This window comes from Rahnella bonaserana, assembly GCF_019049675.1.
Lineage (GTDB): Bacteria > Pseudomonadota > Gammaproteobacteria > Enterobacterales > Enterobacteriaceae > Rahnella > Rahnella bonaserana.
Window position 1 is genome coordinate 86,609 of record NZ_JAFMOW010000064.1, and the last position, 19,059, is coordinate 105,667.

The 19,059-nt window shown below is 53.0% G+C and carries 21 protein-coding genes; 12 read left to right on the forward strand and 9 right to left on the reverse strand.

All coding sequences use genetic code 11. The features are described from left to right. Nucleotides 1–67: 67 nt before the first annotated feature. The 4 genes from J1778_RS14465 to J1778_RS14480 all read left to right on the forward strand — a co-directional run bounded on the left by J1778_RS14465 (nt 68) and on the right by J1778_RS14480 (nt 5,862). Nucleotides 68–1,729 carry a Na/Pi cotransporter family protein gene (locus tag J1778_RS14465; protein ID WP_217173759.1) on the forward strand — a complete coding sequence of 554 codons (1,662 nt, stop codon included), beginning with the start codon at nt 68–70 and terminating at the stop codon, nt 1,727–1,729. 227 nt (nt 1,730–1,956) lie between these two features. After that, nucleotides 1,957–2,763: a trehalose-phosphatase gene (otsB, locus tag J1778_RS14470; RefSeq protein WP_217173760.1), complete on the forward strand. Its 807-nt coding sequence runs from the start codon at nt 1,957–1,959 to the stop codon at nt 2,761–2,763. Then, nucleotides 2,760–4,151 (forward strand): alpha,alpha-trehalose-phosphate synthase, encoded by a 1,392-nt coding sequence (gene otsA / locus J1778_RS14475; RefSeq protein WP_217173761.1) that lies wholly within the window; start codon nt 2,760–2,762, stop codon nt 4,149–4,151. The genes otsB and otsA overlap by 4 nt, the downstream gene beginning before the upstream one ends. 55 nt (nt 4,152–4,206) lie before the next feature. After that, nucleotides 4,207–5,862, forward strand: a complete 1,656-nt coding sequence (locus J1778_RS14480; protein WP_217173762.1) for an alpha,alpha-trehalase — start codon at nt 4,207–4,209, stop codon at nt 5,860–5,862. 110 nt (nt 5,863–5,972) lie between these two features. Here J1778_RS14480 and J1778_RS14485 read toward each other — a convergent pair whose 3' ends face one another. Together J1778_RS14485 and J1778_RS14490 are read right to left on the reverse strand one after the other, a co-directional pair. Beyond that, the gene (locus J1778_RS14485; RefSeq protein ID WP_217173763.1) at nt 5,973–6,425 is read right to left on the reverse strand and encodes a hypothetical protein; all 453 of its coding nucleotides are present in this window, start codon (nt 6,423–6,425) and stop codon (nt 5,973–5,975) included. A 166-nt stretch (nt 6,426–6,591) separates the two neighbouring features. Beyond that, on the reverse strand, nt 6,592–7,581 hold the full coding sequence (locus J1778_RS14490; RefSeq protein ID WP_217173764.1) for a nitrilase family protein: 990 nt from the start codon (nt 7,579–7,581) through the stop codon (nt 6,592–6,594). Between the two features lie 116 nt (nt 7,582–7,697). Here J1778_RS14490 and J1778_RS14495 point away from each other — a divergent pair, with 116 nt between their 5' ends. Continuing rightward, nucleotides 7,698–8,567, forward strand: coding sequence for a LysR family transcriptional regulator (locus J1778_RS14495; protein ID WP_217173765.1), 870 nt, complete (start codon nt 7,698–7,700; stop codon nt 8,565–8,567). Between the two features lie 42 nt (nt 8,568–8,609). Here J1778_RS14495 and J1778_RS14500 read toward each other — a convergent pair whose 3' ends face one another. Continuing rightward, a complete protein-coding gene (locus tag J1778_RS14500; RefSeq protein ID WP_217173766.1) occupies nt 8,610–9,071 on the reverse strand; it encodes a GNAT family N-acetyltransferase in 462 nt (153 codons plus the stop codon). A gap of 159 nt (nt 9,072–9,230) precedes the next feature. On the opposite strand from J1778_RS14500, the gene J1778_RS14505 reads away from it, so the two are divergent. Continuing rightward, nucleotides 9,231–9,605, forward strand: coding sequence for a YebG family protein (locus J1778_RS14505; protein ID WP_217173767.1), 375 nt, complete (start codon nt 9,231–9,233; stop codon nt 9,603–9,605). A gap of 74 nt (nt 9,606–9,679) precedes the next feature. Here J1778_RS14505 and phoC read toward each other — a convergent pair whose 3' ends face one another. Then, nucleotides 9,680–10,417 carry an acid phosphatase PhoC gene (gene phoC / locus J1778_RS14510; protein WP_112286645.1) on the reverse strand — a complete coding sequence of 246 codons (738 nt, stop codon included), beginning with the start codon at nt 10,415–10,417 and terminating at the stop codon, nt 9,680–9,682. A 254-nt stretch (nt 10,418–10,671) separates the two neighbouring features. Here phoC and J1778_RS14515 point away from each other — a divergent pair, with 254 nt between their 5' ends. After that, complete coding sequence (locus J1778_RS14515) at nt 10,672–11,094, forward strand: GFA family protein (RefSeq protein ID WP_217173768.1); 423 nt, start codon at nt 10,672–10,674, stop codon at nt 11,092–11,094. A gap of 29 nt (nt 11,095–11,123) precedes the next feature. Then, complete coding sequence (locus tag J1778_RS14520) at nt 11,124–12,518, forward strand: M24 family metallopeptidase (protein WP_217173769.1); 1,395 nt, start codon at nt 11,124–11,126, stop codon at nt 12,516–12,518. An 81-nt stretch (nt 12,519–12,599) separates the two neighbouring features. Here J1778_RS14520 and J1778_RS14525 read toward each other — a convergent pair whose 3' ends face one another. Beyond that, the gene (locus tag J1778_RS14525) at nt 12,600–13,184 is read right to left on the reverse strand and encodes a nuclear transport factor 2 family protein (protein WP_113878195.1); all 585 of its coding nucleotides are present in this window, start codon (nt 13,182–13,184) and stop codon (nt 12,600–12,602) included. Nucleotides 13,185–13,291: 107 nt separating this feature from the next. Here J1778_RS14525 and J1778_RS14530 point away from each other — a divergent pair, with 107 nt between their 5' ends. Then, nucleotides 13,292–14,173: a LysR substrate-binding domain-containing protein gene (locus J1778_RS14530; protein WP_217173770.1), complete on the forward strand. Its 882-nt coding sequence runs from the start codon at nt 13,292–13,294 to the stop codon at nt 14,171–14,173. A gap of 17 nt (nt 14,174–14,190) precedes the next feature. Here the strand turns inward: J1778_RS14530 and arsC are convergent, their stop codons facing one another. From arsC to J1778_RS14545, 3 genes are read right to left on the reverse strand one after another with little or no spacing between them, the layout of a single operon-like run. After that, nucleotides 14,191–14,616, reverse strand: coding sequence for a glutaredoxin-dependent arsenate reductase (gene arsC / locus J1778_RS14535; protein WP_217173771.1), 426 nt, complete (start codon nt 14,614–14,616; stop codon nt 14,191–14,193). An 11-nt stretch (nt 14,617–14,627) separates the two neighbouring features. Next, nucleotides 14,628–15,917, reverse strand: coding sequence for an arsenic transporter (locus J1778_RS14540; protein WP_217173772.1), 1,290 nt, complete (start codon nt 15,915–15,917; stop codon nt 14,628–14,630). 45 nt (nt 15,918–15,962) lie between these two features. Further along, entirely contained in the window at nt 15,963–16,283 is a 321-nt protein-coding gene (locus J1778_RS14545; RefSeq protein ID WP_112286640.1) for a metalloregulator ArsR/SmtB family transcription factor, read from the reverse strand. Nucleotides 16,284–16,369: 86 nt separating this feature from the next. Between J1778_RS14545 and arsH the strand changes: the two genes are divergently transcribed. Continuing rightward, on the forward strand, nt 16,370–17,074 hold the full coding sequence (arsH, locus tag J1778_RS14550; RefSeq protein WP_217173773.1) for an arsenical resistance protein ArsH: 705 nt from the start codon (nt 16,370–16,372) through the stop codon (nt 17,072–17,074). Nucleotides 17,075–17,464: 390 nt separating this feature from the next. Continuing rightward, on the forward strand, nt 17,465–17,698 hold the full coding sequence (locus J1778_RS14555) for a CinA family protein (RefSeq protein ID WP_217173774.1): 234 nt from the start codon (nt 17,465–17,467) through the stop codon (nt 17,696–17,698). Nucleotides 17,699–17,751: 53 nt separating this feature from the next. Here J1778_RS14555 and J1778_RS14560 read toward each other — a convergent pair whose 3' ends face one another. Further along, nucleotides 17,752–18,243, reverse strand: a complete 492-nt coding sequence (locus J1778_RS14560; protein ID WP_217173775.1) for a YciE/YciF ferroxidase family protein — start codon at nt 18,241–18,243, stop codon at nt 17,752–17,754. Between the two features lie 240 nt (nt 18,244–18,483). Here J1778_RS14560 and J1778_RS14565 point away from each other — a divergent pair, with 240 nt between their 5' ends. Next, nucleotides 18,484–18,879: a YgiW/YdeI family stress tolerance OB fold protein gene (locus J1778_RS14565; protein WP_217173776.1), complete on the forward strand. Its 396-nt coding sequence runs from the start codon at nt 18,484–18,486 to the stop codon at nt 18,877–18,879. Nucleotides 18,880–19,059 lie beyond the last annotated feature (180 nt).

Genomic DNA, 19,059 nt, shown 5'->3' on the forward strand with positions numbered 1-19,059 from the left:
TCGTGCCTTTGCTTTTCGCATTTTATGCATCACAAAAACAACCCTGAAAAGGGGAATGACAATGATTATGACGACTCAATCCGGAACCTCACTGCTTATCCATCTGGCAGGCGCCATCGCGCTGCTGCTGTGGGGTTCTCACATGATTTCAACTGCGCTGCAGCGCGGATTTGGTACACCGCTGCGTCACTGGATGGGACGGCATCTCACCAACCGCTGGATGGCGCTGCTCGCCGGTGTCGGGATAACCGGCCTGCTGCAAAGCAGCACCGCGGTCAGCCTGATGGCGACCTCATTTACTGCCGCCGGAACGCTGAGTCTGGCACCGGCGCTGGCGGTCATGCTGGGTGCGAATATCGGTTCGACACTGGTGGTTCAGCTGATGAGTTTCAACACCGAAATTGCCGTTCCGTTGCTGATACTGAGCGGGTTTGTGGTGTTTAAACTTCGTGATCACTCCGGTTTTGAAAGCGCAGGTTGCGCGCTGATAGGACTCGGCCAGATGCTGCTGGCGCTCGGCATGCTCAGCGCCACGCTGGGAGATATCGAAACCACGCCGGTATTTCACGCGGTGATGCAGGGGCTGGAAGGCGATACGCTGATTGCGTTAATGGTCGCCATTATTCTCACGCTGATTTGTCACTCCAGCGTGGCGGTCATTTTGCTGATTGCCTCGCTCGCTGCCACCGGCGTGATGACACCTGCCACCGCGATGGTGCTGGTGCTGGGGGCGAATATCGGCGGGGCGCTGCCACCGGTGCTGAACGCCGGTTCGGCGGTGGCGCGTCGCCTGCCACTGGGTAATCTGCTGGTACGCGGCGCGGGATGCGTGGTGTCACTGGCGCTGATGCCACTGCTCGGCAAGCTGGCCGCCGGCCTGGCACTGACCACGCCACAACTGGTGGTGATGTTTCATACCGCGTTCAGTGCCATTTTAGCCGTTATCTTTATCGGTCTGACCGGTCCGCTGGCGCGCGCACTGGAGAGGTACTCACCGGAGGAAGAACGTCCGGCGGATCCGGGGATGCCGATGTATCTCGACGAAGCGGGGCTGGATATCGCCTACATCGGACTGGCCAACTCCGTGCGCGAATCCCTGCGTGTGGCAGATATGCTGAACGTTATGCTCGACCGCCTGCGTGCGCTGTTTGCCACGCCGGATCCGCTGAAGGCAGCCGAAATCCGACAGACCGATCAGTCGCTCGACGGGCTGAGTGCGGCGATACGCGCCTATCTGGCGGATATCGGGCAGGAAGGACTGAGCGATGCTGACGCCGACCGCGCGCAGGAGATCCTGATGTTTGTCATTAACATTGAGCACGCCGCCGACATTCTTTCCAGCAGCCTGACGCAACTGGCGACCCGTCGTGGACAGCGCGGTGAGCAGTTCAGCGAATTCGAGCTGCAAAATATCGGCCTGCTACACACGGAAATCCTGGTGAGTCTGCGTCTGGCAATCACCGCATTTCTTGGCGAGGATTTACCGGCAGCGCATCAGCTGGTGGCGCGCAAAGAGGTTGTCCGCCAGATTGAAGCCACCGCCAGCCGCGAGCACTTCAGAAAGCTGCGCGACGATAAAAATGCCTGGGCGGAATCCGGCGACATTTTTCAGCGCGTTTTGCGTGATTACCGGCGTGTGCATCATCACATTGCAGCCATTGCCTACCCGGTGTCTGACCGTCTGAGCGACGAAGAAATCATCACCGGGGAAGAAAGGACAGATGCCTGAGTGACATTGTCACGTTTATCGGGATTTTCTGAGAATACCCTGCACCGGCGGGCTTGTGGATAAATCTGATTATCCCGCCGGTGCCCTGATAAGAGACTATATTTGTTAATTCGAAATTGTTCATCGTGAACAAGGTATCAGATACAACTATTAGAAAATAAGAAAACGCCCGAGGGTTTTCAGCGCAATGACGCGTTGTGTCGTAACTTATCAGCAGGAGAATCACCTTGACCTCAGAAATTCAGGAAAATACCACCGAAACACCGCTACTTCCGCACCCGGACAGTCAACAGTACGCCTTCTTTTTCGATGTCGATGGCACGCTCGCCGAAATTCGCGACGAGCCCGACGCGGTGTCCATTCCCTTCGAAGTTCGCCAGCATTTACAGGCGTTATTTACCGCTTCGTCCGGCGCGCTGGCGCTGATTTCCGGCCGTCCGGTTGAACAACTGGACCAACTGCTTGCGCCATTAATTCTGCCAGCCGCTGGTGTGCACGGTGCAGAAATGCGTGACGGCGAAGGACAGTTTCACCGCGTGACCTTACCGGCGCAGATGGCGAAAGACGTAGAAGAAACGCTCGCCGCCGCGATGGAAAAGCTGCCCGGCACCTTACTGGAAGTGAAAGGGATGGCTTTCGCATTACATTACCGTCAGGCCATGCTGCATCAGCAACACGTGCTTGAACTGGCAGAATCTGTCGTCGCAAAATACCCAGAACTGGTGCTGCAGCCGGGAAAATGCGTGATTGAAATCAAGCCCCGCGGCAAAGACAAAGGCGCGGCGATTTACGATTTCATGCAGCAACCTCCGTTTGCCGGACGCCTGCCAGTGTTTGTCGGTGACGATCTGACTGACGAAAAGGGTTTTGAAGTTGTTAACGCACTGAAAGGTATCTCGGTCAAAGTCGGAGAAGGTTCAAGTCTTGCGAAATACCGCGTGCGTCACGTTCGCGACGTTTATCAATGGCTGGCGACGTTACAACGTCACACCACATCATCTTCATTAACTTATACAAAGGAGTCACACTCATGAGCCGCCTGGTTGTTGTATCTAACCGTATTGCTATTCCTGACGGGTCGAAGTCCGCAGGCGGGCTGGCCGTTGGGATCCTTGACGCACTGAAAAATACTTCCGGCCTGTGGTTTGGATGGAATGGCGAAATCAGCGAGATTTCGGGCGAAGAAGAAGATGAACTGAGTGTGGTGGAAGATGACGGCATCACTTACGCCTCCGTTCCGCTGGATCAGAACGATTACGATCTGTATTACTGTCAGTTTTCCAATGCGGTACTCTGGCCAGCGCTTCATTACCGCACCGATCTGGTCGATTTCCAGCGTGAAGCCTGGGACGGTTACTGCCGCGTCAATGATCTGCTGGCGAAAAGATTGCTGCCGCTGATTAAAGAAGACGACATCCTGTGGATCCACGATTACCACCTGCTGCCTTTTGCTGCTGCGTTACGCAAACTGGGCGTGAAAAATCGCCTCGGTTTCTTCCTGCATATTCCGTTCCCGACGCCTGAAATTTTTAACGCGGTACCGACGCATGATGAGCTGATCAAAATGATGAGCGAATACGATCTGCTCGGCTTCCAGACCGAAAGCGATCGTCAGGCGTTTCTCGATAATCTGAGCCAGCTGACGGCGCTGGAACAAACCGCTTCCGGCACCCATCAGGCGTTCGGCAATACCTTTACGACCGGTGTGTATCCAATCAGCATTGCGCCAGAAAGTATTAAAGAGATGGCAGAAGGGCCGCTGCCGCCGAAAATGGCCGCCATTGAACGCGAACTTCGTGAAGCGCAGAATATTATTTCCTGTGAGCGACTGGATTACACCAAAGGGCTGCCGGAGCGTTTTCTGGCCTTTGAAGCGTTGCTGGAAAAATTCCCGCAGCATCGTGGCAAAGTGCGTTATACCCAGATTGCGCCTACCTCGCGTGGCGATGTGCAGGCCTATCAGGAACTGCGTCATCAGCTGGAAACCGAAGTCGGACGCATCAACGGTAAATACGGCAGCATGAATCAGACGCCGCTGTTCTATCTCAACCAGCATTTCCAGCGCAGTCTGCTGATGAAACTGTTCCGTCTGACCGACGTCGGGCTGGTGACGCCGCTGCGTGATGGCATGAATCTGGTGGCGAAGGAGTATGTCGCGGCGCAGGATCCGGCCGACCCCGGCGTACTGGTGCTTTCACAATTCGCAGGGGCGGCGAATGAACTGACCTCGGCACTGATTGTCAATCCTTATGACCGTGATGATGTGGCGGCGGCGCTGGATAAAGCCCTGACCATGCCGCTGGCCGAACGTCAGGCGCGCTACAACGATATGATGAACGTGCTGACGAAAAATGATATCGCGAACTGGGGTGACACCTATTTGCGTGATCTGAACAATCTGACGCCGCACGGCGGAAAATAAAACGCCCTTGCGTGGCGTCTTAAAACCCACAGTCCTCAAATAAAAAGGCTCGCTTATGCTAAATGAGAAACACCAGACGAAGGAGATCGCAGCACTGGAAGGCGAAGAGTTTCGTCTGAGCGAACTCGAGCCCATTGAGCTGATCCTTGACCGAATGATGGACGCCGAGCCGGAACCCGAGATGATCGAAGGGCTGCCGCCTTCCGATGCGTTGACGCCTGCCGACCGTTATATGGAACTGTTCACCAGCGTCCAGTCCTCATCCCTTTTTGCCGACAGCAAAACCTTTCCTGACTGTCCGCCCAAAATGGATCCGCTAGATATCCTGCTGCGCTACCGCCGGATAAAAAACCATCCGGGCTTTAACCTGAAACGCTTTGTCGAGGCGCATTTCTTGCTGCCGGAACCGCACGGTGATGAATATGTGTCTGATCCCGGTGACTCGCTGAAAGAGCACATCGACAAACTCTGGCCGGTGCTGACGCGCCAGCCGGAAGATCATGTTTCCTGGTCGTCACTGCTGCCCCTGCCACAGGCGTATGTGGTGCCGGGCGGGCGTTTTGGCGAAACCTACTACTGGGATTCGTATTTCACCATGCTGGGGCTGGCGGAAAGCGGGCGCAACGATTTGCTGCGCACCATGGCCGATAACTTTGCGTGGCTGATCGAGATTTACGGGCATATTCCTAACGGCAACCGCACGTATTATCTCAGCCGTTCGCAGCCACCGGTCTTTGCGCTGATGGTCGAACTGTTTGAAGAGGACGGTGTGCGCGGCGCACGTCGTTATCTTGACCATCTGAAAATGGAATATGAATTCTGGATGGACGGTGCGGATTCACTGGCACCCAATCAGGCTTATCGACATGCGGTGTGTCTGCCGGACGGCACCTTGCTCAACCGTTACTGGGATGACAGGGATACGCCGCGTGATGAATCCTGGCGGGAAGATGTGGAAACCGCGAAACAATCGAGTCGCCCGGCCAGCGAAGTGTACCGTGACCTGCGCGCCGGCGCAGAATCGGGCTGGGATTACTCCTCGCGCTGGCTGCGTGATGGTCACCGGCTGGCCAGTATCCGCACCACGCAGTTTATTCCCATCGACCTGAATGCGTTTTTATTCAAACTTGAAAGCGCCATCGCCAATATTTCTGGTCTGAATAATGACCGGACCACCGAAGCGGAGTTCCGCCAGAAAGCTGAAACACGCCGCGAAGCCATCAACCGCTATTTATGGGACGAAGCTGAAGGGTGTTTCCGTGATTATGACTGGCACCGTCAGCAGCTGGCGCTGTTTTCCGCCGCCAGCGTGGTGCCGTTGTACGTCGGACTGGCGACGCATCATCAGGCCGTTCGTATTGCAGCCGCAGTTCAGACGCGTCTGCTTACTTCCGGCGGGCTGATGACCACGGAATACGAAACCGGCGAACAGTGGGACAAACCTAACGGCTGGGCACCTCTGCAATGGATGGCTATTCAGGGCTTCAAGCTGTATGGCAACGACGCGCTGGGTGACCTGATTGCCCGCAGCTGGCTGAAAACGGTAAATCAGTTTTATCAGCAGCATCATAAGCTTATCGAGAAATATCACATTTCCGGCAATGCGTCGTGCGAAGGTGGCGGCGGGGAATACCCGCTTCAGGACGGCTTCGGCTGGACCAACGGCGTTGTCCGCCGTCTGATTGGTTTGTACGGCGAAAACTACGACTGATCCGCGCTCCCATCAGCACTGTGACCCTGCTCCACCAGCCAGTCTTCAAAGGCGTGGTGGAGCAGGTTGATGTTTTATCTGGTGGGCTCAGCGCTGGCCTGAAATATCCGTTAGAGGCTGGGATATTTGCCGTCATCATCCACCAGATCCACGGCGGTCAGATACCAGCGGTGCTGCTGATACACCAGACGGTACTCATACGTCGGCGTGTAGTATTGCTGCGGGAACTTCGTCACCACCACCGCTGCGCCACCTTGGGTTTTCACCGACACGATTTTCTCTTTAGCCGGATCGTGCATCGGTTCAGAGCTGTAAGCGACAGGTTCGCCGACAAAATCGGGCAGGGTGTATTTCTTCAGCATCTCGCGGTAGGTTTTCTCTGCCATCGCTATGTTGTCAGCGGGCGTATGATCCGCTTTCGCCGCCATGGTCTGGTTATTCCAGCGCAGATAATCTGTCTGGAAGGCAACCACTATATCTGCCGGAGACGCCATCTCAGCCGCCTGCGCGGCACCAACTTTCAAACCCGGCCAGCACAAAAGCAGGCCAGTCAGTAAAGTCATGAAAATACGGGAACCGAAAGGAAGGATGCGCAAAATAAAGTCTCGCTGAGCAAAAGGATCAATGAAAGCATCATGATAGAGCAAAGCCTTGCTGCGGGAAACACAGCAAGGTGCAATTGAGCAGGCAATCTTATGATCCGGTTTCCCTGTACGCCGAACACCGATTTTAGCGTGTTTTTATTCCTGGCAACTCTTCGGAAAAACGCGCCGTAATCGCATCACGTTCGTAGCCCTGACGCTCAGTCAGAATGTGGTAGAGGTCGGGGCGACGGCCTGCCATCCAGCGCCTGCCGGTACTCATCGGAATAAGCGAAAGATCCAGTTCTGCACTCACCATGGCATCTGCCGCCACCCAGGTTTCTTCCACGATGCGGCCGTACGGGTCGATGATCATCGTGTTTCCTGTGCGGACTTCATCATCGTCAGCACCCACACCATTGCTGAACAAAATAAACATGCCGTTATCGTGCGCCCGCGACGGCAGCCAGCGCATCAGCCACTCACGGCCACTGGCGCCTTTAAAGGCAGCGGTAATTTCTTCCTGTCGCGTGGCGCGCTGCTGCCATAATTCCAGCGGAATAGGTTTCATGCCGTGCGGGCTGCGGGAATTTGTGCCGCCCGTCTGATGCGGGGCCAGTAAAATATCGGCCCCCAGCAGTGCCGTTGCACGGGCGTTTTCCACCAGATTGTTATCCCAGCAAATCAGGATCCCCACTTTTACGCCCCACGGCGTATCAAACACGGTATAGGCATCGCCGCAACTGATGGAAGGATGTTCAAAGGCGTGCATTTTGCGGTGTGTATGCACCGAACCGTCCGGCATACAGGCGGCGTAAGCGTTGTAAAGACGACCGTCATCACCGCGTTCAATAAAACCGGCACCAATCAGCATCTGATGTTTTACTGCCAGTTTTCGGATCAGGCGCACAGAAGAACCCGTCTCAACGGATTCGGCCAGCGCGGCGACGCCGTCGTTATCCAGTTTCGGAACATGCCAGTAACCCGTGATACACATCTCCGGGAACGCCAGAATTTGTACGCCGTTAATCGCCGCCTGTTGAATAAAACCTTCCATCATCATCAGATTATATTTTTTGTTTCCGGCCTGATGCTGAAACTGAACTACTGCCGTTTTAATCGATCCCGACATTGTCATTCTCCGTCGCGTTAAGGGGTGGCTTGCACTGGTAAGAGAGCTGGTATTAGAGCAATGCGGCTGATAACTTTATAATGAATAGTTTTCTTAATCTGATAACCAAACGGAATGCAAAAATGAATACGCGTTTGCTCAGCGCTTTTGTCACGCTCGCGCAGGAGGGGAATTACGCTGCGGCGGCGAATAATCTTTCCATCTCGCAACCGGCGCTGACCAAGCAGATCAATTTGCTCGAATCCCGGCTTAACGTGACGCTGTTCGACCGCGGCCGCCATGGCACTACGCTCACACCGGGCGGGCGACGACTTTTGCCCGAAGCGGAGAAAGTGCTGCGTCAGATGACGGCCTTTATGCAACACGCCGGTCAGGTGGAAAAGGGCGGAGAAGGGTTACTGGCGGCGGGATTCGGCCTGTCGAGTTTTACCTTTGCGCCGCAATGTATCGCCAGATTCAGGGCGGCGTATCCCGGCGTGGATATTGCGCTGGAAGATCTGCCTTCTGCCGTGCAATACGACATGCTGGAGAACGGGGAATTGCAGATTGGATTTGTGCGTGTGCCACCGGCTGCTCCGCTGAGTTATCACGCCTTGTTTGAAGATGAGATGGTGTTTGTGGTGCCCGCAGACGACGGAACCACGGTGGCAGGCTGGCTGAAACAGAAGCCGCTGCTGCGTTTATATCCCGATCGCGGGCGCGGGCTGAACACACAAACCGACCGCTTTCTCGATGAAAACCAGCTTTACACGTCTTCCGTCCAACAGTCCGAAGATATCCAGACGATTGTCGCACTGGTCATGGCCGGTGTCGGTGTCGCGCTGCTGCCAAAAAGCGTCATGCACATTGCGCCGCCCGGCCTGAAGACGCTGCCGCTGAGTGGCAAAGCCACCCGCTGGCAGGTCGGGATCGCATGGGATCCGCGCAGTGCGGATTTAATCCGCGACAACTTTGTACGGATGGTGACTGAACTCACGGCGGACGCGGGCTGAAACGGTCGAAATGTTCAGAAAACAGAAAGCCAGAAAACGTGATCAGCCTTCCTTCAGGTAAATCCCCGGACGGGTGATCACCCAGGTGTAGTTCGGCTCGTTCACCGGCGTATAGCCAAACTTCTCATACAGCCAGGGTGCCGTGGAAGTAAACAGCGCCATCCTGCGCAGTCTGGCCGTGACCGGATGCGACTGAACACATTCAATCAGCCATGCCCCCAGATTTTTCCCCTGATATTCCTCCAGCACATACACATCGCACAGATAGGCAAAGGTGGCGTAATCAGTGATAAAGCGGGCGTAACCAATCTGTTTTTCACCGTCGAACAAGCTGAAGTTCAGGCTGTTTTCAGCGCCATCACGCACCGTTTGCTCGTCAATGCCCGGAGCCCAGCTTGAGCGGGTCAGATAGGCGTGGACGGCTGGAATATCCAGCAGGCTGATGTCGGTGGTTATCCGATAGGTTTCTTTAGTCCAGTTGCAGACATCTTTCAGTTTTGTCACGAGATCCTCACAAGTACGTTATAAAACAGGTTATTTTCTACCTTAGCGGTTATCTGTAAGAAATTCACGCCAGCTCCGCACTATAAAAAACAGGCTGGATGATGTATCCTGCATTGATTATTGGTATGCTGTATATAATTACAGTATAAGGAGCGAATCATGGCTGTTGAAACAAAGTTTGTTGTCGTCAGAAAAGGTGAAGAAAAAATGACATTTGCCAATAAGAAAGAAGCGGACGCTTACGACAAAATGCTCGATATGGCAGATGCTTTTACTGACTGGCTGTTGCAGAGCGAACTGGAAATTGATGAATCGCTGGCAGAAAACATTGCCCTGCGCCTGGCTGAGCAAAAAGATACCGTCCAGCACATCCTGCGTACCAGCAAGCTGCCGGAAGAAGAAGCCGTGAAAGCCCCTGTCGCGCAGACGGAAGAACCGGCGGTGACTGAAACTGAAGAAGCAGCGGAAGAAACGACTGAAGAAACCGCAGCAGCGCCAGCCCCTAAAAAAACCCGTGCGGTTAAAGCGGCCTGATTCGCTTTCTGCTCCCCGTAAAAAAACCGGCTTATCAGGCCGGTTTTTTTTGTCCTGCAAGAAGCAAAAGACGCTTATTTATGCTGTTTCGCGAACTCTTCTTTGGCTTTCTTCAGTTGCTGCTGGAAAGCGTCGTTGGTATGCAGCGTTGCCACAACCGCAGAACCGACGATCCGCGCCGCATCCACATCACTCTGCCAGTGGTATCCGCAAATCACGCGGCTCTGGCCTAAATCATAACCACGCTGCAGGATTTGATCCTGACGTTGCGGGTTGATTTCAGTCAGCACTAACGCCGTTGCCCAGCCAATAGACGTATGGCCGGAAGGATAAGAACCGTTTTTCGAAAGCTTATCCTGCTCGGTGGTATTACAGGTCGGGACGCCATAGAAGGCAAACGGGCGGATACGCATGTACTTCTCTTTCGCGCCACGCGTCGCCAGATCTCCGGCATCTTCAATCATATTGGTCAGCAGCTTGTGCAGTTCCGGCGTGTCTTTGGCAGTGATCGGTGAGCCAAACGCACCGGAGAAGGCATTCGCCACACCGCCTCCGCTCAGGTTTGCATCTTCAGCAGCCTGCTTGCCGCGCTCGGTTGAACGCAGCAGACGGCCTTGCTCATACATCGCCTGGTCATTGAGGAATGCAATGCTGCCCACAGCCGGTGGTGGTGGCAGCAGGGTCAGGCTATTGATCGCCTGGTCATTCTTTAAATAGTAGAGATCCGGCTTGGTGGTGGCATCGTTGCCGGTCAGGGCAAACGCATTAAATGAAACAAGTCCTGCGAGGCAAAAAGTGGTCAGTCTTTTCATGTTAGCTTCCTTACGTGCAGCTATTTTATTTTCATTACGAAATCATTTTCGTAACATTTCCTAACATCGGGTAGTAAAACAAAATAGGTGACAGAAAGTTGGTATGAGATCTCAAAACAAGAAATTCATAGCGGGCATGAATGTTTTACGGCTAAAAAATGGGCTTTTTTGCTGGAAAGCTGTAATGCGCGACGAAATTTGGTACAACATTTTCTCGGCCAACCCGACCGCTCATCCCAAAGAGGGAGATTGCTATGCCAGATAAATTGTCCGCTCAATGCCATTGTGGTGCCGTCATATTTAAGGTTGCCTTAACTGACGGTTTCAACGGCGTATTACGCTGTAACTGTTCATTTTGCCGTATGCGTGGCGCGGTCGTCGCCACTGCCGGTGAAGTTGAAATCACGCAAGGCAAGGATAAGCTGACGGAATATCGCTTTAACAGCGGTGAGGCCGCACATTTCTTCTGCTCGGTATGCGGCATTTATACCTTCCATCAGCGCCGCTCAAATCCCGAATTTTACGGTGTTAATGTCGCCTGCATCGAAGGCGTGTCACCTTTTGATTTCTCGCGGGTTCCGGTCAGCGATGGCATCAACCATCCGAAAGATGGCGGGAAGGGCGGTGTGGCGGGCTATGTTATTTATGAACCCAAAACTTCTGAATCTGACTCCTGATAATGATTTCTGACGCATAAGGAAACGCAATGAATTCTGATACTGCCTACACACTGGCCACTGTCCCGGCACCGGTCACTTACCCTCAGGTGCCCACGCCGGTGTTGTCGGATGAAACCATGAAAGCCCGGCTGAACAGCGTTCTGAGCGCCATGCAGCAACAGGGCTTATCGTCGCTGGTGATTTACGCCGATAAAGAACACGGCGGCAACTTCGAATATCTTTCCGGTTTTATCCCGCGTTTTGAAGAAGCTTTGCTGGTGGTCACCGCAGACGGCGAACTCACCTACATAATGGGCAACGAGAACCTGAAACTGGTGCCGCACGCCCGCAATGGCGGCAACTGTTTGCACGCGCCGGTATTTTCCCTTCCTAATCAGCCGATGAAACACCCTCAGCCGCTGGAAAATCTGCTGGCAACGGCGGGCGTGACAGCGTCACAAACCACCGGCGTCGCGGGCTGGAAATTGTTCTGTATCGATCCGCAAACCGATCAATACAGCTTTGATGTTCCGGCTTTTATTCTGGATGCCGTGCGCAGTGCAGCCGCAGGCAAAGAAAACGTGGTGAACGCCACCGGCCTGTTTATCGCACCGGAAAATGGCGTGCGGTGCATTAATAACGCCAATGAAGTCGCGTTTTATGAATACGGCGCGAATCTGGCATCGTCCTGTTTGCTGGGCGCACTCGACGCTATTGCTCCCGGAAAATCCGAGAAAGAAGTCGGTCAGTTGCTGGCAGGCGATGGTCAGCAGAACAATGTCATCATGATTGCCGCGACCGGTGACCGGTTTGCTCACGCCAGTCTTTATCCCTCGGACAAAGTCATCCGTTACGGGGATAAATTTTCACTGACCGTCGGTTATAAAGGGGGATTATCGAGTCGCGCCGCGTACGTCGTTGCCAGTGAGGAAGAGTTGCCGCAGGACGTCGCTGACTGGCTGCCGCGTCTGGCGATCCCTTATTATCATACGGTCGTCACGTGGCTGGAAAATTTGCATATCGGCATGCGCGGCGGCGATTTATACCGTCTGGTGCAAGAAACCCTTGAGCAGAAAACCTGGAACTGGCATCTCAATCCGGGGCATCTGGTGGCCGATGAGGAATGGCTTTGTTCGCCGGTTTATCCGGATTCCACCGTGCCACTGGCGAGCGGAATGCTGTTCCAGATAGACATAATTCCCTCGCTGCCCGGTTACGGTGGCAGCAGCATTGAAGACACCGTTGCGCTGGCGGATGAAACGTTGCGCCGTGAACTGGAAAGTCAGTATCCGCAGGTGTGGCAAAGGATGGTGGCACGCAAAAAATACCTGGCAGACGTGCTGAACATTCAGGTTTCTGACGATGTGATTTTGCTGTCGAACACCGTGGGGTATCTGCGCCCGTTCCTGCTGGATAAAACACGTGCGCTGGTGAAGGCTTAGAAGGTATAAAAGAAAAGGGAGGCAATTTGCCTCCCTTCAAAATGATGTCATCCGGCAAAGACCGGATCCGCGCTCAGACGATCAGACCGCCAGCCACTTTTTAGCGTCCACTTTCATTTTCGCTTCAAGTTCACTGCCACGGGTCGCAAATACGCGGCCGAGCGGGAAACCACTTTGCTCCAGCAGGTAAGCCAGCGCGGCATATTCACGCGGATATTTGGCGGCAATGCTTGAATCAATGTCAACCGGTCCCAGCGGGAAGGTGAACGTGCCCATATCGTAGACGCTCTGACGATGGAACAACTTCCAAACGCCATCTCTTTTCTCTGCCAGATCGTAGAAACGGTTGTGGCATTCGCAGCCGATATTCAGTTTTACATTTTCTGCGATGATCATCGCATTGGTTTCAAGAATTGCTTTGTCACCACGGTCGTTAAAGGTCACGACGGGTGCGCCAATCATATGTTTCGTGCGTAAATCCGAAGCGCCCATGCGCATGGAACCATCGACAAAACCGCTCGCCAGTCCTTCATACCAGGTGATTTCAATCGTGCCGTCTGCATGGAACAGATTACGCAATTGCTCCCATTCGCCCAGGTCGCGGTGCATCCAGCCATTCATCAGGTCGTTCAAAGCCTGACGATCTTGCAGTTGTTGAGTTTGCATTGTTGGGTTCCCTTTACGTTGATGTGTTCAGTTTGGACAGGGATTGGGTTAAACTCAAATATATAGATTTGACTGAACAATCATTTTTAATGATGAATGAGGCGACAATGGATCTCCGGCACTTACGTTATTTTGTGGCCGTTGCAGAAGAAGGGCATTTTGGCCGTGCCGCAGAGCGACTCAACATCGTGCAGCCCGCACTGAGTATGCAGATTAAAGCACTGGAAACCGAGCTGGGCGGTCCGCTGTTTATCCGCACCAGCCGTCGTGTCGAGCTCACCGAAGCGGGAATACTTCTCCTGACCGAAGCCAGGCTGACGCTGGAACAGGTGGAACATACACGACTCGCGGTAGAACGGGCGATGCGTGGTGAGACAGGGCGGGTGCGTGTAGGCTTTGCCGGTAACGCCATTTTCAGCGGCAAAATGATTGCTGATTTGCGCAGGTTCCGTAAAACCCATCCGGACGCGGAAGTTATTATTCAGGAAATCTCACCCCTGCAGCAGGTGGAAGCGATCCTCGCGGGACGAATCGATATCGGTTACACCCCGGATAACAGCACGACTTCTGATCCGCAAATCAGGGTGCAGGAGGCGGGAAACTGGGAAATGATGATAGCGCTGTGCGACGATCATCCCTTAGCCGCCCGTCCGCAACTGACCGTTGAAATGCTCGCCGGACAGCCGCTGGTACTGTACGACGCGCACGATACCCACGAAAATCTGACTGTTTTGCTGGCGCAAAAACTGGGAGAAGGATTTAACGTGGCACACCGTTCAAACAGCACGCTGAGCGTGCTGGCAATCGCCGCCGCCGGGTTGGGGCTGGCGCTGATCCCCTCGCCCCTGCAACAGGTGAATATTCCCGGACTCGTATACCGCAGCCTTAAAGCGCAAGAACTGACGGCGAATCTGGTCATGATCAGCCGGATGCAGGAGCCGGGAAATGCAGTGACCGCTTATCTGGCGATGGCAAACATGAAAAGCTGAACCATTGCCGTAACCGGTTATTTAATCTTTTTACCCTGACCATCCACAACCTCTTCACCGTCTTCTTTGGTAAACGCGCCACGTTGAGTATCAGGCAAAATGTCCAGCACCACTTCAGACGGGCGGCACAGTCGGGTTCCCAGCGGTGTCACCACGATCGGACGATTAATCAGAATGGGATGCTGCAACATAAAACTCATCAGCTGATCGCCGGTGAAGATATCCTCAGCCAGTCCGAGTTGCTCATAAGGCTCAACGTTCTTACGCAGCAACTGCCGCGGGGTAATACCCATATCTGCAAGCAACGTAGCCAGTTCCTCACGGGATGGCGGCGTTTCCAGATACAGAATAACGGTGGGTTCAGTGCCGCTGTTGCGGATCATTTCCAGCGTATTACGAGACGTACCGCATGCCGGGTTGTGATAGATAGTGATCAAGCTCATAGGATATCTCATTAGAAAGTGACTGATAGCCGCAACGCCAGCGCAGCAAGCGTGACGAACAGCACCGGAATAGTCATCACCATGCCCACCCGAAAGTAATATCCCCAGGTGATTTTGATATTTTTCTGCGACAAAACGTGCAGCCACAGCAACGTTGCCAGACTGCCAATGGGCGTGATTTTTGGCCCAAGATCGCTGCCGATCACATTGGCGTATATCAGCGCTTCTCTGATCACGCCGGTCGCGGTGCTGCCATCAACAGACAGCGCGCCGATGAGAACAGTGGGCATATTGTTCATCACGGATGACAGGAAAGCCGTCAGGAAACCCGTTCCCAGAGTGGCGACCCATAAACCCTGATCTGAAAGATGATTTAACAGGGAAGAAAGATAGTGGGTCAGCCCGGCGTTGCGTAATCCGTAGACCACCAGATACATGCCCAGCGAGAAAATCACGATTTGCCAGGGCGCGCCACGCAATACTTTGCTGGTGTTAATCGCATGACCTTTCCTCGCAACAGCCAGCAGAAGCAGGGCACCCGCGGCAGCGACCAGACTGACCGGCACACCCAGCGGCTCCAGGGCAAAGAATCCCACCAGAAGCAAAACCAGAACCAACCAGCCGGTTTTAAAGGTTCCGGCATCACGGATAGCGGCTTTCGGCTCCTTTAACAGAGCGACATCGTAAACAGCCGGAATGTCTTTGCGGAAAAACAGATGCAGCATGCCCAGCGTTGCCGCGACAGACGCCAGATTGACCGGCACCATTACGGCGGCATATTCAGAGAATCCGAGTTTAAAGAAATCCGCCGAGACGATATTGACCAGATTCGAGACAATCAGCGGCAGGCTGGCAGCATCGGCAATAAACCCTGCGGCCATAACAAAAGCTAACGTTGCCCGCTGACTGAATCCCAGTGCCATCAACATCGCAATGACGATGGGGGTCAGAATAAGCGCGGCACCATCGTTAGCGAACAGTGCAGCAACCATCGCGCCCAGCAGGACAATCCAGGTAAAAAGTAATCGTCCCCGGCCATTGCCCCGGCGGGCGACATGCAGCGCGGCCCACTCAAAAAAACCTGACTCATCGAGCAACAGACTGATGATGATCACGGCGATAAAGGTGGCGGTCGCATTCCAGACAATCTGCCATACCACCGGAATATCGGCCGGGTGAACGACACCTGTCAGCAATGCCAGACCGGCGCCCAGCGCAGCGCTCCAGCCAATTCCCAGTCCCCGTGGTTGCCAGATAACCAGAATGAGGGTGAATACAAAAATAGCACCAGCCAGTAGCATCAGAAACCCCTGACACATTCACTATGGTGAATGTGAATACATGTTTTAACAAGAAGTGGGCGATGTATTGTCGAGCTTTTTGCGCACATTCTCTCTTTCACAATTCCACGCTGAATCAATAATGGCCGCAGCCCAGGCCGGCATATGGGGGGACAAGCGGTAATGCACCCATTTTCCTTCCCGGCGATCGATAACCATCCCGGACTCTCGCAACATCGCCATATGACGGGAGATTTTCGGCTGAGATTCCGCCGTTGCTGCGCAAATATCACAGACACACAGCTCACCGGATTCACGCAGAAGCATCACGATGGCCGAGCGGGTTTCATCGGAGAGCAGTTTAAAAAGCTGGACAGGTTGTAACATACAGAACCTCGCTTAAAATTATTTATACATATGTTATTTCATATATGTTAGGTTTTAAAGCATAACTTACCCCATAGAGAATTTTTATGACGCAGTGTCCTGCAATCGAACGGCAATACTTTGATGAGGCTATTGCCAGCAAACTTCTGAGTGGTGATGCAACCATGCCACGCATTCTCATCCTCTACGGCTCAGTACGGGAGCGTTCTTACAGCCGTTTCGCCGCTGAAGAGGCGGGGCGGTTGCTGGAAGAAATGGGAGCAGAAGTGAAAATCTTTAATCCTTCAGGTTTGCCGCTGCCGGATGATGCGCCGGATACCCATCCGAAAGTGCTCGAACTTCGCGAGCTGGTCCGGTGGTGCGACGGAATGATCTGGAGTTCTCCGGAAAGACACGGCGCCATGAGTTCAGTGATGAAAGCGCAGATCGACTGGATACCGCTGAGTGATGGCGCGGTGCGCCCGTCGCAGGGTAAGACGCTGGCGGTGATGCAGGTCAGCGGCGGGTCGCAATCATTTAATACGGTGAATCAGATGCGGATACTGGGCCGCTGGATGCGGATGTTCACTATCCCCAATCAGTCATCGGTGCCCAAGGCATGGCAGGAATTTGACGATGAAGGGCGCATGAGACCCTCGGCCTGGTATGACCGCATCGCAGATGTCGCCGAGGAGTTGTTCAAAATCACATTGCTTCTGAAAGGGCATTCCGCTTATCTTGCCGACCGCTACAGCGAAAGGAAAGAAAGCCATCAGTCACTGTCCGAACGGGTTAATCAGGAAAAAATCTGATTTTCAGCGGTTTAAATGCAGTAAGGCTTCCTGCATGGGCTGGCTGGAAATCATGACCATTTCTCTCTCCTTTATGGGAAAATAATCTGTTTAAAAATAAAAGGGGAATGGTTATTGGCATAAACCGACAGGGTGTAGATGCCATATTCTCTTGGCTTAAGCGTCAGCCGGACTCCGCCTTTATCCGCGAGGTCAGAGTTATGCGGGTAAATAATTAAGGCGTCCGGAGTGCGGTGTATTACCGCGCTTTCCGGGCTGACATTAATAATATCGTTGTCGTTGACGAAATCTCCTTTAAAGATAATACGGTCAGTTTCTCATTCTTAAAAGGATAAGCAATAATCAGCGGTGATTCGGTATCGCTGCGCAGATACTTTTCGTAGAAAAGAGATGGCGCAGGGGGCCAACCGGGCGGCAAAAACACAGGTTGCATTGTCGGTTAGTGGTTATTCCGGCCCACAAGGCGGTGATGACGGCACGCATGCTGGCACCATCTGGTTCGCCTGGGCGTTTGGCACCGAGCGGGTGATTGCCGAAGTTAGGCATTTCGAGGGAGAGTGTGAAGAAGTGATCCGTCAGGCCGCGCTTTTTTCCCTGGAACGTCTTGCGTCCCTGCTGGCCTGACGATAACCCGTCGTCCTGACGGGTTTCTTGTCAAAGAAAAATCGGTGCAAGGTTTAACGGGTTTTGCTGGCCGGAGCGGACTCAGCAATTGTCGTTAACTTCTGATCGGTATTCTTTTCTTCCTGCAAGGTTTCTTCCAGAAGTTTTGCCGCCTGGGTATAACCCAATTTTTTCGCCAGCGCAGCCAGCGTACCGTAAGTGGCGATCTCGTAATGCTCGACTTTTTGCGCCGCGCCGATCAGCCCTGCATCAAGAACTTCACCTTTCTCCACAGAATCAATCAGTTCCTGCGCTTCTTCCACCAGCCCTTCCATGGCATGGCACTTCATGCGTTTAATGCGTATCTCGTCGGAAGATTCCACTACCTGATCTAAGCGATCAATTTGTCCCTGAGTTTCTTCCAGATGCGCTTTAAACGCTTCGACGAGTTTAGGATCGGTTGCTGCACGGGCCATTTTTGGCAGCGCCTTGGTAATTTGACGCTCGGCGCTGTAAACATCAGATAAATCATGAATAAAGAGTTCTTTCAGATTTGTAATAGACATTTCATTCTCCTTGAGGTCAGTTTAAATACCTCCATCAGCTTAGCCTCTCTCAATAAACAGATATAACATTGAGATTTTTCTTAATATAATTTAATAAAGACACCTAAGCTCATGAATTCTGGAAATTATGTATTCAACCTGCGCCAATCGAGTTTTCCATATAATTCATCGTTGACACCCAAATTGCCTGTACTAGACTGAATACCAGACTATTTATAAGCGCTTAAAAAGGAGATACAAATGAAAAGAATAATTCTGGCTTGCATATTAATGTTATCTGGCTTGCCTGCATATTCCGCTCCCGGAGGCGGATTCGAGGCTTCGGAAACACCACCGCCAGCTCACAAACAGGATAGTGGGATCAAAGGTTCGGAAGATGCCAAAGAGTCTACGATTAAGAGGGTCATTAATAATGACAAAAATACCTGGGTAACTCTTGAAGGTAATATCATTAAAAAGACCGGAGAAGAACATTATACTTTCCGTGACAAAACCGGGATTATACCGATAATCCTAAAAGACGATAAATGGGATGGACAGAAGGTCACTCCTAAAGATCTCGTGAGCATCAGTGGTCGCCTTACAAAAGAAAAAGGGCAAAACGTCATTCAGGTTGAACATATTCGAATTCAGTAATTTTTCAATGGCTTTACCTGGCTTATCAAGAATTAACGCTAAATTGAGATAATCCGCACAGGGAGCATCTCAATTTAGCGGTTATGTTTATGATTCTCTCCTGAGAAACGTCATAACCACGGCCAGCCATATCCCGGCTGAATCTGCAAAGTTCTGTGGAGAGCGCCTCCCTGAAAGACC

Coding starts and splice junctions, on each gene's coding strand:
- J1778_RS14465 (WP_217173759.1), top strand. CDS start 68: ATGACGACTCAATCCGGAACCTCACTGCTTATCCATCTGGCAGGCGCC.
- otsA (WP_217173761.1), top strand. CDS start 2,760: ATGAGCCGCCTGGTTGTTGTATCTAACCGTATTGCTATTCCTGACGGG.
- J1778_RS14480 (WP_217173762.1), top strand. CDS start 4,207: ATGCTAAATGAGAAACACCAGACGAAGGAGATCGCAGCACTGGAAGGC.
- J1778_RS14485 (WP_217173763.1), bottom strand. CDS start 6,425: ATGACTTTACTGACTGGCCTGCTTTTGTGCTGGCCGGGTTTGAAAGTT.
- J1778_RS14490 (WP_217173764.1), bottom strand. CDS start 7,581: ATGACAATGTCGGGATCGATTAAAACGGCAGTAGTTCAGTTTCAGCAT.
- J1778_RS14495 (WP_217173765.1), top strand. CDS start 7,698: ATGAATACGCGTTTGCTCAGCGCTTTTGTCACGCTCGCGCAGGAGGGG.
- J1778_RS14505 (WP_217173767.1), top strand. CDS start 9,231: ATGGCTGTTGAAACAAAGTTTGTTGTCGTCAGAAAAGGTGAAGAAAAA.
- phoC (WP_112286645.1), bottom strand. CDS start 10,417: ATGAAAAGACTGACCACTTTTTGCCTCGCAGGACTTGTTTCATTTAAT.
- J1778_RS14515 (WP_217173768.1), top strand. CDS start 10,672: ATGCCAGATAAATTGTCCGCTCAATGCCATTGTGGTGCCGTCATATTT.
- J1778_RS14520 (WP_217173769.1), top strand. CDS start 11,124: ATGAATTCTGATACTGCCTACACACTGGCCACTGTCCCGGCACCGGTC.
- J1778_RS14525 (WP_113878195.1), bottom strand. CDS start 13,184: ATGCAAACTCAACAACTGCAAGATCGTCAGGCTTTGAACGACCTGATG.
- J1778_RS14530 (WP_217173770.1), top strand. CDS start 13,292: ATGGATCTCCGGCACTTACGTTATTTTGTGGCCGTTGCAGAAGAAGGG.
- arsC (WP_217173771.1), bottom strand. CDS start 14,616: ATGAGCTTGATCACTATCTATCACAACCCGGCATGCGGTACGTCTCGT.
- J1778_RS14540 (WP_217173772.1), bottom strand. CDS start 15,917: ATGCTACTGGCTGGTGCTATTTTTGTATTCACCCTCATTCTGGTTATC.
- J1778_RS14545 (WP_112286640.1), bottom strand. CDS start 16,283: ATGTTACAACCTGTCCAGCTTTTTAAACTGCTCTCCGATGAAACCCGC.
- arsH (WP_217173773.1), top strand. CDS start 16,370: ATGACGCAGTGTCCTGCAATCGAACGGCAATACTTTGATGAGGCTATT.
- J1778_RS14555 (WP_217173774.1), top strand. CDS start 17,465: ATGGCGCAGGGGGCCAACCGGGCGGCAAAAACACAGGTTGCATTGTCG.
- J1778_RS14560 (WP_217173775.1), bottom strand. CDS start 18,243: ATGTCTATTACAAATCTGAAAGAACTCTTTATTCATGATTTATCTGAT.
- J1778_RS14565 (WP_217173776.1), top strand. CDS start 18,484: ATGAAAAGAATAATTCTGGCTTGCATATTAATGTTATCTGGCTTGCCT.